The sequence below is a fragment of the Pseudomonas putida genome (genome assembly GCF_050989985.1).
Lineage (GTDB): Bacteria > Pseudomonadota > Gammaproteobacteria > Pseudomonadales > Pseudomonadaceae > Aquipseudomonas > Aquipseudomonas putida_AI.
Genome location: NZ_CP158815.1, coordinates 6,726,146 through 6,739,500 on the forward strand (window position 1 = coordinate 6,726,146; position 13,355 = coordinate 6,739,500).

Consider the following 13,355-nt stretch of genomic DNA (forward strand, 5'->3'; position numbering starts at 1 on the left):
GGTCAGGCAGCCTCGTCGAACCAGGGTCCGAACGGATCTGGAAGCAAACGCCAGCCCTCGGCACCCAAGGCCATTTCGTCATCGGTCAGCAGGCAATCGTCCAGGTCGGAGGTGAGCTGCGCAAAATCGATATTCTGGCCGATGAACACCAGTTCCTGCCGGCAATCGCCCGAGTCGACAGCCCAGTTTTTCATGATGGCCGCGGTGCTTTCCTCATCCTGCGGCCATTGATCCTTCGGCACGAAACGCCACCAGCGCCCCGCGTAACCATGCCGCATCATCCCGCCCGCCTGCGACCAGCTACCGGCGTGCTCAGGCTTGCTCGCCAGCCAGAAGAAGCCCTTGGAGCGCAGCAATTTACCGTTGAGCCATTCACCATCGATGAAATCGAAAAAGCGCTGCGGATGGAACGGACGGCGCGCGCGATAAGCGCGGGAGGCGATGCCGTATTCCTGGGTTTCCGGTATGTGTTCGCCGCGTAGCTCCTGCAACCAGCCTGGCGCCTGCGCGGCTTTCTCGAAGTTGAAACGGCCGGTATTGAGGATCTTCTCCAGCGGCACCTCGCCCATGACCATGGGGATGATCTCTGCCTGTGGATTAAGCCGTTCGAGGATGGCCATCAGCTCCTGTCGCTCCTGGCTACTGATCATGTCGATCTTGCTGATCAAAATGACGTCGGCAAATTCGACCTGCTCGATCAACAGTTCCGTAATGGCGCGCTCATCCTCCTCACCCAGGGTTTCGCCACGGGAAGCCAGGCTTTGCGCAGCCTGGTAATCGGGAAGGAAATTCAGGCCATCGACCACGGTAACCAGTGTGTCCAGGCGGGCGATATCGCTGAGGCTCTGTCCCTTTTCGTCGCGAAACGTGAACGTCTCCGCCACGGGCAGCGGCTCGGAAATCCCCGTGGATTCGATCAGCAGGTAATCAAAACGCCCTTCCCGGGCGAGATTGCTCACCTCCTCCAGCAAATCTTCGCGCAGGGTGCAGCAGATGCAGCCGTTGCTCATCTCGACGAGCTTTTCCTCAGCGCGATTGAGACTGACATCACGTTGAACCTCGCTGCCGTCGATGTTGATCTCACTCATATCATTGACGATTACAGCAACACGCAGATGAGTACGATTACGTAGTACGTAATTAAGAAGTGTACTTTTCCCTGCTCCAAGAAAGCCCGACAGGACGGTCACGGGTAAACGATCAGGCATTTGAGGTTCCTCACAGGTTTCCCGGTCAAATCGTCGGGCTAAAACAATGTTATAGTGTAACAACATTATTAATCCAGCCCTGTTGCCCGCGATGACAAAGAGCACGATGCTGAAGGCCGTCCTGATCGGTGAGAAAAACCATGGGTAATCCCCTGAAAATCGTGCTGCTGAGCGCTTCATTGCTGGCGGCAGTCGATGCCTGGGCGCAAGTCCCGCCCCTCGCCAACTGCACACGCAGCGCCAACCTGCTGGCCTGTGTGGATGGCCAAGGCAACGCCTACAGCGTCAACACCGCCGGTAGCACGATCTATTTGCGAGGCTTCGAATCCTCCGGAAATCGCTATTGGGCTCAAACGAACAGCCGCTATGGCCAGCTGACTTTTTTCACCGGTATCGCCTCGGACGGCGAAACCTGGGTGGGTTACAACCAGCGAGTCGGCTGGACCACGATCAACCGGTTCTCCAGTTCCGGAGGCAGCAGTGGCAAGTTCACCTGCAGCCGGATCGCCGGCTGTTGAGGTGAGATCGGAGGACAAACCTGTCGTCCGTGCGCAATGAAGAACTGTTCATGAAAATGGCATCGCCGGCATTATTGTTATAGTGTAACGTCAAATCGACTTTCACTCTGGACCTGCCCATGAATGCGCTGACTCTCCCGGATATCGCCGCGCAGGCCTCACGCCAAGCCCTGCCACTGGAATGGGTAGGCATGTGTGGCATTGCTCTTCCCGTGTTGTTTGATGGCGAACGGTTAGCCGCAAAGGTCGATGCTGGCGTGAGCCTCGATAACGGTGAAGCACGTGGCATTCACATGTCGCGGCTCTATCTGGCGCTTGAAATGCTTGAACAGGAAAGCCTCTCGCCTGCGCTGCTCCGGCAGGTTTTGCAGCAGTTCCTCGACAGCCATGAAGGACTGTCGAACAGTGCTTTCCTGAAGATTCACAGCCAATTGCTGTTGAAAAGGTCAGCGCTGATCAGTCCTTTATCAGGGTGGAAAACCTATCCCGTCAGCATCGATGCGCGTTTGAAAAACGCGATGTTCCACGTGGAACTAAAAATCGAGGTGGCTTATTCCTCAACGTGCCCTTGCTCAGCGGCGCTGTCTCGACAACTAATCCAACAGCAATTCGCCGAAGATTTCCCCAACCGGACACTGCATCAGGCCGACGTATTGGCTTGGCTCGGCTCTCCCAAAGGCATCGTCGCCACACCGCACAGTCAACGAAGCACCGCGCAATTGACGCTGCACCTGGATGATTATCTGGAGGAGCTACCGCTGATCGCGCTGATCAATGACGCCGAAGCCGCCCTCGGCACCGCTGTGCAAACCGCCGTGAAGCGCGCGGACGAACAAGCCTTCGCGTTGGCCAACGGGCAGAATCTGATGTTCTGCGAAGACGCCGCACGCCGCCTGAACCTGGCTCTGAAGCGCGCACCCGGTATCAATGGCTTCCATATCCGGGTTGTTCACGCCGAAAGCCTCCACGCCCACGACGCCGTCGCTGAAAGTCACTGGAGGCGCGAGCCAAGTCCCCAAGTGCCCCCTGGATATGCGTCGACAAACGTCTAGATGACAACAGCTAACAATTACCTCTAATGTGAATGGGCATGTGATCGAAGCAGAGAACAATAACCATGATCCAGATCACCCTGCCGGACGGTTCATTGCGTGAATACGATCAGCCTCTGACTGTGCATGAGGTGGCGGCGAGCATCGGTCTTGGATTGGCCACTGCAGCAGTCGCGGGTCGGGTGGACGGGGTGCTGGTGGATTGTGAGTTCATGATCCGCACAAACGCCCGGGTCAGCATCGTGACACCGCAGGAGCCCGATGGACTGGAGATCCTGCGCCGTTCCTGCACACTGATGCTGGCGATGGCGGTCAAGCAACTGCATGCCCATGCACAGTGGCGAATGGGTTCGGAGCTGGGTGATGGGTTCTATTGCGAATTCTCTGTCGAGCGTCCTCTGACGACGACGGATCTGCATCTGATCGAAGCGCGCATGCAATCGCTGGCAGCCACCAACCATTCCATTCGCCGACGCTCAACGCCCGCTCAAACTTCCGCAGGTCCCTCGTTGTATCGCCTCGGGGACACCGATTATCTGACGACAGGCCCCCACGTCCCCACCACCAGGGTTTTGCAGGCATTCGCCCTCGATCACATCAGCGGTACCTTGCAACAACGCATCTACGGCACTTGCTGGTCCAGCCACGAGGAGCTGCAGCAATGGCGCCTGCCACCACACGTGATGGTGGTCAGCATGGACGACCGTCAGACCCACTATGCACACAGAGTCACCGAACGCTTGCGACGCAGCGGCGTACGCGCCCTCGCGGATCTGCGCAACGAGAAAGTTCATCACAAGATTCGTCAGCACAGTCAGACGGTGCCGTATCTGGTGGTGGTCGGAGAGAAGGAAAAGGCGGGGGGGTTTGTCAGTGTCCGCAGTCGCAGCGGAGAGGATTTGGGCAGGATGGAGATTGAAGCGGTGTGTGAGTGGCTGGACCAGCCTGAGGTTTGATATTGACCCTGCTGACGCCATCGCGGGCAAGCCTTGCTCCTACACGTACGCTGAGCCTGTAGGAGCGGGGCTTGCCCGCAAAGCTTTTAGGCTCTTGGCTTGACGGTCCCGCAATCCTGTCCCAGCCACACAGCCCGGGTGTCCAGACTTCCCTTCTGCTGAATGCCGGTCGCATTGAACGTACCGTTGACCTTGGTGGTGAACTCACGATCGCTGACGAACGTGGCGACGCCCGCGCCCTGCGCTTTCGGACAGCTGAAACGGAATTTCCACTGATTGCCCGTGCGATCGGTGATTTGCTGTTTGCAGCCCGATTGCGGATCCGTCAGCGGGATGTCGTCTGACTTGACCTGCTCCGGCGTCAGGCACGCGCGAATGCCTTTGCCACCCATGGTGATGCCCTGCTTTTCCAGCTGTGCGCGTTGTTCCGGGGTCATCTGGCTTTGTATCTGACCGAGGATCAATTGCAGATCCGGCATGTTCTGGTCATCGACCTTCATGTTGCTGGTGGTCAATTCCCACAAACCCGGCTGGAGCATTTGCGCATGAGCAGCAACAGGAAGTGCCAAACCCAGCGTGATGGCCAAACCCAGCAGACGAACGTTCATCGTGTAACTCCTGATCAGTAATGGCCGTTAGACGCCAACCGCGAGGTTCGGTTCATGGGCCAATTAAATAGCGACATTCTGCCCGGAACATGGTCTGTTAGGCATTGAATCTTCAGGAGCAAGGCTGCCCCCATGGATTATTTTGGACCGCATATTTTCGGCTACACCATCGCGTTGCTGCACTCTCTCGGCACGATTGCAGCGATCCATGCCGTGCTGACCGTCCGAACCGCACAAGGCTCGATCGCATGGGCCTTGTCTCTGATCTTCATGCCGTACCTGACACTCATCCCCTACCTGGTATTCGGCCGCAGCACCTTCGACGGTTACATCAAGGCCCGGCGCCAGGCCAACGAAGAAATGCGCAAAGCCGTCTCCGAGCTCAACTGGCGGCCCTGGGTGGAAGAAGCACTCACCGCCCGCGCCTCCAACGCCTATGCATCGCTGCGGGCCATGCCGAAGCTCGGACGCATGCCTTGCCTGGCCAACAACGAAGTACGGCTGCTGATCAATGGCCGCGCCACCTTCGATGCAATCTTCGATGCCATCAGCCAAGCGAAGGAAGCGGTGCTGATTCAGTTCTTCATCATTCACGACGACCGCCTCGGCCAGCGCCTGCAAAAACTGCTGCTGGAGAAAGCCGCCGAAGGCGTTGCGATTTACCTGCTCTACGACCGCATCGGCAGCCACTCCCTGCCCCATGGTTACGTCCAGGCGCTGCGCGAGGGTGGTGTCGAGGTCAAAGCCTTCGCCACGCGCAGCGGCTGGCTCAATCGCTTCCAGGTCAACTTCCGCAATCATCGCAAGATAGTAGTCGTCGACGGCATTATCGGCTTCGTCGGCGGGCACAACGTGGGCGACGAGTACATGGGCGAGAAACCGCCCCTGGCACCCTGGCGCGATACCCATGTACAGGTCCGCGGCCCTGTGGTGGCCAGCATGCAGGAGTCTTTCGCCGAGGACTGGTTCTGGGCTGCACGCTCGTTACCGCCGCTGATCCTGCCGGAGGTGTACCCGGACGGCGGTGTGCTGTGCCAGATGCTCGCCAGCGGACCGGCAGACCCCTATGAGACTTGCTCGCTGTTCTTCGTCGAGTCCATCCACGCAGCCACCGAACGAGTGTGGATCACCAGCCCGTATTTCATCCCCGACGAAGCGGTATTCGCCGCTCTGCGCCTGGCCGTCTTGCGTGGGGTCGATGTGCGGATCCTGCTGCCCTCCCGCCCCGATCATCGAATCGTCTACGCAGCTTCCAGCCTGTTTGCCTTTGAAGCTGTGCGCGCCGGCGTGCGGGTGTTCCGCTACGAACCCGGCTTCCTGCATCAGAAAGTGGTGTTGATCGATAATGAAATCAGCGCGATCGGCAGTGCCAACATGGACAACCGTTCGTTCCGCCTGAATTTCGAAGTGATGCTGTTGACCGTCGACAGCGCGTTTGCCGCCAAGGTGGAACAGATGCTCAACGACGACTTCGATCAGGCCCACGAGATCGCCAAGGAAGAAAGCCGGGAGACCCACCGCCTGCAACAGGTCGGCATGCGGATCGCCCGGCTTATCTCACCCATTCTCTGAGTGGGTTCTAGGGGTTGTAGATATCGTCCCGCGTCCATGGCAGTTCATGACTGCCATCGGCGTGCGCCTTGACCGCCAGAATCTGGTGCAGGTTGATCCAGCCCTTGGCGAACGCGTAGGCACAACCGGCCAGATACAGGCGCCAGATCCGCAACGCTTGTTCCGGCACCAGTTTCCCTGCCGCTTCAAGATTGTCTTCCAGGCGTTCGCTCCAATGATCCAGCGTGCGCGCGTAATGCAGGCGCAGGCTTTCAACGTCGACAATCTCGAGCCCCGCTTCGCTGATCCGCGCGGAAATCATCGACAGATGCGGCAGCTCGCCGTTGGGGAAAACGTACTTCTCGATGAAATCGCCGGCACCGCGTCCAACCGGACGGCCATCAGTGTGCTTGGCGGTGATCCCGTGGTTCATCACCAGGCCGCCTTCTTTCACCGCGCCGAACAGGGTGTTGCAGTACTCAGCCAGATTCTCGTGGCCGACGTGTTCGAACATGCCGACACTGACCACTTTGTCGAAACGACCGTCCTGCGGCAGGTCGCGATAGTCGAGCAATTGCAACTCGACCAGGTCTTCAAGACCTTCTTCCTTGACCCGCTCGCGGGCCAGGGCCAGTTGTTCCTTGCTGAGGGTGATGCCGAATACTTTTGCACCGAACTCACGGGCCGCATAGCGCGCCAGACCACCCCAGCCACAACCTACGTCCAGCAGATATTCACCCGGCTGCAAACGCAGCTTGCGGCACAGATGACGAAACTTGGCTTGCTGGGCTTGCTCAAGGCTTTCGCTACCGGTCTCGAAATACGCACAGGAATAGGCCATGTCGCTGTCGAGCCACAGCTGATAGAAAGCGTTGGAAAGGTCATAGTGATAGGAAATCGCCTTGGCGTCGGTTTCCTTGTCGTGGGGGATACGGACCGTATCTCCATCGTCATCATCCTCCAGCAACGCCTGACTCAACTCATCGCAGACGCGGATGACTTCACTGATGGAGCCTTCAAGTTCCAGTTTGCCCTCGACAAACGCGGCCCCCAGCGAGTCCAGGCTGGGACGGGAAAACTGGGTCACCATCTTGGGATCCTTGACCACGATCGTGACGCTGGGCGTGGGTCCCAGATTGAACTCATGGCCATCCCAGAGTCGCAGGCGTAGCGGAAGCTGCAGATTCTGTAAGGCCGGTGGAAGTTGCGCGAGCATGGAATATCCCCCTGGTTTCAGACGTCTGCTGAGAGGTTAGCCCATCCTTGAAAAATAGCCTCCTATCGAATTAATAGCGGATTTCCATGGGTTTTCCACTCTGCTTTCCAGCCGCGTGGACTCACAAAAATGACCGCTATTACCGTAGAAGACTGCGGACTCAGCTAACAGTTCGCTAAATTTTTACGTGCCCTACTGTAGGAGCTAGCCCTGCTAGCGATGAACAAAAGAGCGCCGCGCTCACCCGGAAAACACGCGTTATCGTTAACGACCATCGCGAGCAGGCTCGCTCCTACAGTTTCAGCAACGGCTCCTGAAAACGCAGCAAACGACCCGCGTTGCCCAGCACCAGCAAGGTGCTGAGGTTGTGCAGCACGGCGGCGATCATCGCCCCGGCCGCGCCGAGCCAGCCAAATGCGGCGAAGGCAACGATAGCCAGCGTCCAGCCTAGACCGATGATCACGTTGACCTGCAAAGTGCTCCGGCACTGGCGGCTCAAACGCACACAGGTACCGAGGCGACGCAAATCACTGCCGATCAGCACGACATCCGCCGACGCCAGGGCAATGTCCGCGCCACCAGCGCCCATCGCCACGCCGACCACGCCAGCCTTGAGGGCCAGCGAATCGTTGATGCCATCCCCCACTACCATAGGCCGGAAACCGTTACCGATTTCTTTCAACACGCGATTGAGCTTGTCTTCGGGCAACGCCTGCGCCTCGACATCGCTGATGCCGATATCACGGGCGAGTGTGTGCGCAACGCTCTTGCGGTCGCCGGTGAGCAACAATTGCCGACCCAGGCCAAGCTCACGTAACTCGTTCAGGGCAAACCGCGCTTCGGGTTTCACGCTATCGGCCAGCAGCAGCCAGGCGAGGAATTCGCCGTTGAGCGCCAGCCCGGCAATCGGGCCATCGTGTTCCGGAACCGCCGAGGTCGGAATCTGCAATTGGGCGAACAACTCAGGTCGCCCCAGCGCCGCCTCACCCTGATCGGTCATAGCCACCACACCCAAACCCTGATGCTCACGAATATCGGTCAGCAGCAGGAAATGCTCATGGGTCACCAGGCCAGCCAGCGCTCGGCTGACCGGATGACTGCTGGCGGAACCGAGGCTGGCGGCGAGCTTCAGGACAGGCGAATGATCTTCCAGCGGGCTGTCGATGGATTGCAGGCGCAAGGTGCCGAAGGTCAGGGTTCCGGTCTTGTCGACCACCAGCGAAGTGAGATCGGCCAGCTCCTCCAGGAACGCCGAGCTGCGAATCAAAATCCCGTGGCGCGCAGCCACGGCCACTCCGGCAATCGCCGTAGCCGGCGCCGACAACACCAACGCACAGGGACACGCTGCCACCAATACCGCGAGCATCGCCTGGGCGTTGTTGGTGATGAACCAGGTCACCGCGGCCAACAGCAAGACCAGCACCAGGTAGCTTCCCGCATACCGCTCCAGCAAGCGGGTGATCGGCGGCTTGGAACGCTCGGCGTTTTGCATTAGTGCGATGACTTTGCCGAGGGTCGATTCGCGCCCGGTGCGGGTCACTTCGATTTGCAGCAGGCCATCGAGATTGATCGCACCACCGAACACCTGCATTCCGGCGCTGGCTTCAATCGGCACCGATTCACCGGTAATGGAGGCGGTGTCGAGACTCGCCTGGCCAGACAACACCCGACCATCGGCCGGCACCCGATCACCGGCGCGCACTTCCACTCGATCCCCGGCCTTGAGCTTGGCGTTGTCGACTTCGACGATGGAGCCATCGGCCTGAACCAGGCGCGCGTGGCTGCGCGTCAGTTTGCCCAGGGCGTGAATGGCTTCCTGCGAACCGATGACACTGCGCTCTTCCAGCACATGGCCGAAGATCATGATGATCGGCAACAGGGCCGCCGTCAGCAGATCACCGGTTGCCCAGGCGCCGAGCATGGCCAACGCGATCAACTGATCGGTGATGCCATGCAGGCTCGGATAACGCAGGCTGTACCAGGCCGAACGCATCACCGGCACGGCCACCAACACAGAGGCGAAACCCAACAGCAGTTGGCTGACACCGGTTTGCTCAGGCGCCAGCCAGCGCCAAACCAGACCCAGTGCGAGCAAGCCAAGTGCGAGCATGGCCAGGGTCAATTGGCGGGCGGCGCTGCGTTGTTCAGCCGAGGACAACAGGCTCGGTGCAGCGGCGGTTTGCGCAGTCATTGTGCAGCTCCCTGAATGATCAGGCGGGAATCGTCTTTGGGATCGACGGTGGTCACTGAGCCTGCCTGGCCGAGAATTTTCGGCATCCGCTCGCGGTAGATTCGCAGCAGCATTTGCGGGTCGGTCCCCTGTTGTTGCGCCTTGGCCAGACTCAACACAGTGGCAGTGTCGGCGGAGGCTTTCGCCAATCGTTCACTGGCCTGGGCATGGGCAACTTGCAGCGTTCGATCCGCTTGCTCGTTGGCAGATTGGGTCAATTTCTCGGCTTCCGTGCGCGCGTTGGCCACGGCTTTATCGGCTTGCTGGCTGGCCGTCAGTACGGCGTTGAAGGCATTTACTGCCGGGCCGGGCAAGCTCGATTGCACATCCACTCGCGCCACCTCGATGCCGAGCCCTTGTCCTGTGGAGGCCAAATCGGCGAGGCGTTGGTTGATGCCCCGCACCAAATCGCCACGCAAGCGCTCGCGCCGTTCCGCCGCCTGATTGTCCGCGCCAATCAGTTCCGGTCGCGCCACGAGGATGGTGTCCAAATCCCGTGCCGCCGTCAGCGCCACGGTGCTTCGGGTGACGAGTCGATCCAGTGCCGGCAACACATGTTCGCCCTGCAGCACGAAGGCATAGGGATCGGTGACTTTGTAAAACACCCGCACATCCAGTTGCACCACCCCGGCATCCCCGGTCAGCAGATACCCGGAGCCCGCCAGCGCATCGCTGATCGGCGTGGCAAAACTGGCCACACGATCGGCCTGTAACGCCGCATCACTGCGCAGCAGATTTTCGACCCGGCGCTCGCTCACCCGATCCGCGGCCGGCAACAAGATGACCTGCTCAAAGGGTCGCGGCCAAGCCAACAGCAGGCCGGCATTCTGGATGCGATCCAGCGCCCCAAAGTGCAAAACCACCGCGCGATCCTGCGGATCGATCTGCCGCACATTGGAGAACGCCCATGCCAAGGCGGCCAATGCCGTCACCGCGTACAAGGCAAAAAACGCCAGACGCCCGGCTTGAATCCACGGGCTGCTCAACTCATTTGTTCCACGTGGAACCCAACTCATGGTTGCGATCCGGATTTGTTGTCGAGGCTCGGCGGGCCATCCACCAGCACACGGAATGGCGCGGCATCGGTACGCAGTATCAGTTTCGCCCCCGGAGTGACCACCGTGCCCAGGGTATCGAGGGAGCGCAGCAAGTTATAAAGCTGCGGCGAACCCGCATAGGCGCGACCGTAAATTTGCGCCGCTTCCACCCGGGATTGCGCTTCGATTTCCGCCGCTTTCACCGACGCATCGGCCTGCACGATCCGCGCATCACGCTCGGCGGCTGAACGGATTTGCGCCGCTTCCCGTTTGCCGATGGCGGTGCGTTCGGTGGCGATGGTTTCACGCTCGGCGCGCATGCGATCGACCGTTGCAGTGAGAGTTACCGATGGCAACGTCAGACGCTCGACGCCCACTTGCAACACGCGCACGCCATAGGTGGCCAGTAACTGCTGATCGATTTGCTGGCGCAGCTGCGCTTCGAAATCGGCGATGTGCACCTGGCTGGCGTCGGTGTTCACCAGATTGGCCAGATCGAAACTGCTGGCCGTGGTTTCCAGCGCCGAGCCGACAAAGGTGCGAATCTGCCGCGCCGCTTCGTCCGGCTGATTCTGCACGGCACGCATGAAGCGTTGCACATTGTCCGGATCGCCCTGAACCTGCCACGCCACATAGGCCTGAACGATGATACGAAGACCGTCTCGCGTGCCGACGTCCTGCAAGCCGCTTGAGGTGGTGCGCAACCGCAGATCCACTGGAATCGCCGCCTCGAACGGCGCCGGCCAGCGCCAGCCAAGTCCAGGCTCAAGCAACACCCGTGACGGATTACCGAAGCGCGTGATCACGGTCGCCTCCCCTGACCGCACCTGCACCAGGCTTGCAGCGGCTACGGCAAACGCCACCAGCACCGCGGCCCACCCCATGCGTCGCCACGGGAAGGGACCCGCCTCCTGTGGATCGCCGTGATGGTGATGATGGTGATGGCCGTGGTGATGGTGCCCGCCATGGCCGTGATCATGGCCGCTGTGGTCATCGTGATCGTGAGAGTGCGACTGGCTCAATTGGAGGCTCCTGGCTGAGCGGTTTTACGCGACGACGCGGGGTCAGCCGGCAACGTGAACGTTCTGAGGTCGATGGTCGGCGCATTGTTGCTACCGCCCAGGCGATGATCGAGCACCAGCAATTTGGCGTTGGCCAAACCCTGGGACAGTTGACTGAGGTATTGCTCCAGCACAAAGGCCTGCCCGGCGCTGGCGTAAGCCTTCTGCTCGGCGCTGAACTTGAGATCGGCGGCTTGTGCACCCGCATTGATTTCACGGGCACTGGCCGTGGCTTGATCGCGGGCGACACTGGCCTGCAACTGCGCCTGGTTGGTGGCTTCGCTGGCAGCGCCACGTTCGCGAGAGATCAACGCCTGGGCACCAATCTGTGCGGCTTGCACACTGTGGTAGGCATTGGCAGCCCCGGCCGGTGGATGGATCGCCTCGACCACTGTGGCGAGAATTTCCACACCGCTGTCGAGTTTTTCAAGGTCCGCCTGCACCGCACGGCCGATCTCCTGGGCAAGCCCTACCCGATCCTCACCGAGCAAACCGTCCAGCGTGCGCGAGGCGAAATCGTGAACCAGGATACGACTGGCCGTGCTGCGGATCAGCGTCGGCACATCCGCACTGTTGTAGGTTGCTGCCAGCGCCGCCTGGTCGCTCAAGCCGATGCGATAAACGAAGCGCACGTCCATGTTGACGATCTGAAAGCTCTGCTGGTCGCCCCGGCTGCTGGCGATCACCTGGGATTTGTCATTCACATGGCTGGCATCCCACAAACGATTGGCCGTGATCGGCGCCGGCCCCTCGGCGGGGTCCGCCTGAACCGGTACCGACGTTTCGCCGACACTGGTGGCCAACTCATGAACCACGCCATTCTCGACACTCAGCACCCGGCCCAGCGGCCAGGGTAAACCGGCATGCAAACCGGGGCCGAACACCATGACCGGTTTACCGAAACGCTCGTAGATGCCCCGCCCTTGCAGCGGTATTTCGTGAATGCCTGTCAGTGCCCAACCGACCACGACCACCACTGCCAGCACCGGCAAAAAAGCCCGGCGCATGTAAGTGAAAGCCCAGATTTGCCGCAGGTCGATGCCGAAGCGATTGTGTAACTCGTGCTGCAACGCCAGCAGCGGCTGTGGTGGCCAGCGCAGCATGTCCGCGACAAAACTGCGCGCCAGCAGCGTTGGTTCAAGCTGCTCACGACGGGGACTGAACAACGACAACACCGCGCGCAACAACAATTCAGCGGCGACCAAACCCGGCAGCACACCGATCAATACCGCCAGGCGCACGGGCCAGACGGCGGTTTCACTGCCGAAAAACAGGCACAACGCCCCCAGTACCAGGCTGATGATCGACACTCGTACCATCTGCGCCAAGGCGCCGGCTTCTGGCCATTGAGCGGGGTTTTCCTGGGCCAGGTGACGCTCCAGCACCAGCAATCCGAACGCCAGCAGCAATGCCAGGGCCGCGCCGACGGTGGCCGACAATCCAAGTGCAGCGGGCGGCAAGCCGAGGTTCCAGACCTGCCCTACGCAATACAGCGCTAACAAAGCCCAGCCGCCGAGCCACAACGTCGGCGCACCGATCTGCCTGAGCAGGTTGAGCCAACGCTGCCCGATGCGGTCCAGCAGTCGTTCATACCAACCCGTCGGGCCTTCGACCTCCTGAACAAGCACTTCGGGCTCTACCGGGCTCATGGCCCGCGCGCGCCATTGGCTCACGAACCTGGCCGATTGCAGGCTCGCCATCACGACCAGCAGCGCCGCGCTTTGATTGAACAGCAAGGCAGGCCAAAGGGATTGCGGCGCAAACAGCCCGACAAAGAACCCCAGCACCAGTCCCATTGCCACCAACACGCCGCAGCCAATCGCGAGCTGACGCAATCGCCGCCCTTGAAAAACCGCCTGCTGAAAACGCGGCAGCTCGGCTACCTGCGCTCCCTCCACTTCGAGATCGACTTGCATAC

The 13,355-nt window shown here is 60.3% G+C and carries 11 protein-coding genes; 4 read left to right on the forward strand and 7 right to left on the reverse strand.

Annotated features, from left to right (window positions below; all coding sequences use genetic code 11):
- Positions 1-2: 2 nt before the first annotated feature.
- The gene (zigA, locus tag ABTV29_RS30690) at positions 3-1,208 is read right to left on the reverse strand and encodes a zinc metallochaperone GTPase ZigA (RefSeq protein ID WP_433772085.1); all 1,206 of its coding nucleotides are present in this window, start codon (positions 1,206-1,208) and stop codon (positions 3-5) included.
- 140 nt (positions 1,209-1,348) lie between these two features.
- Between zigA and ABTV29_RS30695 the strand changes: the two genes are divergently transcribed.
- The 3 genes from ABTV29_RS30695 (at position 1,349) to ABTV29_RS30705 (ending at position 3,734) form a co-directional block, all read left to right on the forward strand.
- A complete protein-coding gene (locus ABTV29_RS30695; RefSeq protein WP_433768217.1) occupies positions 1,349-1,726 on the forward strand; it encodes a glutamine synthetase in 378 nt (125 codons plus the stop codon).
- 119 nt (positions 1,727-1,845) lie between these two features.
- Positions 1,846-2,778: a GTP cyclohydrolase FolE2 gene (folE2, locus tag ABTV29_RS30700; protein WP_433768218.1), complete on the forward strand. Its 933-nt coding sequence runs from the start codon at positions 1,846-1,848 to the stop codon at positions 2,776-2,778.
- A gap of 65 nt (positions 2,779-2,843) precedes the next feature.
- Positions 2,844-3,734, forward strand: a complete 891-nt coding sequence (locus ABTV29_RS30705; RefSeq protein ID WP_433768219.1) for a His/Gly/Thr/Pro-type tRNA ligase C-terminal domain-containing protein — start codon at positions 2,844-2,846, stop codon at positions 3,732-3,734.
- Between the two features lie 86 nt (positions 3,735-3,820).
- Here ABTV29_RS30705 and ABTV29_RS30710 read toward each other — a convergent pair whose 3' ends face one another.
- Positions 3,821-4,342, reverse strand: coding sequence for a DUF3617 domain-containing protein (locus ABTV29_RS30710; RefSeq protein WP_433768220.1), 522 nt, complete (start codon positions 4,340-4,342; stop codon positions 3,821-3,823).
- 132 nt (positions 4,343-4,474) lie between these two features.
- Here ABTV29_RS30710 and cls point away from each other — a divergent pair, with 132 nt between their 5' ends.
- Positions 4,475-5,914, forward strand: coding sequence for a cardiolipin synthase (cls, locus tag ABTV29_RS30715; protein WP_433768221.1), 1,440 nt, complete (start codon positions 4,475-4,477; stop codon positions 5,912-5,914).
- 7 nt (positions 5,915-5,921) lie between these two features.
- On the opposite strand, the gene cfaB is transcribed toward cls, so the two are convergent.
- From cfaB to hflK (ABTV29_RS30740), 5 genes are all read right to left on the reverse strand, one after another.
- Entirely contained in the window at positions 5,922-7,109 is a 1,188-nt protein-coding gene (gene cfaB / locus ABTV29_RS30720) for a C17 cyclopropane fatty acid synthase CfaB (protein ID WP_433768222.1), read from the reverse strand.
- 292 nt (positions 7,110-7,401) lie between these two features.
- Positions 7,402-9,300 carry a heavy metal translocating P-type ATPase gene (locus tag ABTV29_RS30725; protein ID WP_433768223.1) on the reverse strand — a complete coding sequence of 633 codons (1,899 nt, stop codon included), beginning with the start codon at positions 9,298-9,300 and terminating at the stop codon, positions 7,402-7,404.
- A complete protein-coding gene (gene hflK, locus ABTV29_RS30730; RefSeq protein ID WP_433768224.1) occupies positions 9,297-10,355 on the reverse strand; it encodes a protease modulator HflK in 1,059 nt (352 codons plus the stop codon). Before hflK (ABTV29_RS30730) ends, ABTV29_RS30725 begins: the two co-directional genes overlap by 4 nt.
- Positions 10,352-11,398, reverse strand: a complete 1,047-nt coding sequence (hflC, locus tag ABTV29_RS30735) for a protease modulator HflC (RefSeq protein ID WP_433768225.1) — start codon at positions 11,396-11,398, stop codon at positions 10,352-10,354. Before hflC ends, hflK (ABTV29_RS30730) begins: the two co-directional genes overlap by 4 nt.
- On the reverse strand, positions 11,395-13,353 hold the full coding sequence (gene hflK / locus ABTV29_RS30740) for a protease modulator HflK (protein ID WP_433768226.1): 1,959 nt from the start codon (positions 13,351-13,353) through the stop codon (positions 11,395-11,397). The genes hflC and hflK (ABTV29_RS30740) overlap by 4 nt, the downstream gene beginning before the upstream one ends.
- Positions 13,354-13,355: the final 2 nt, after the last annotated feature.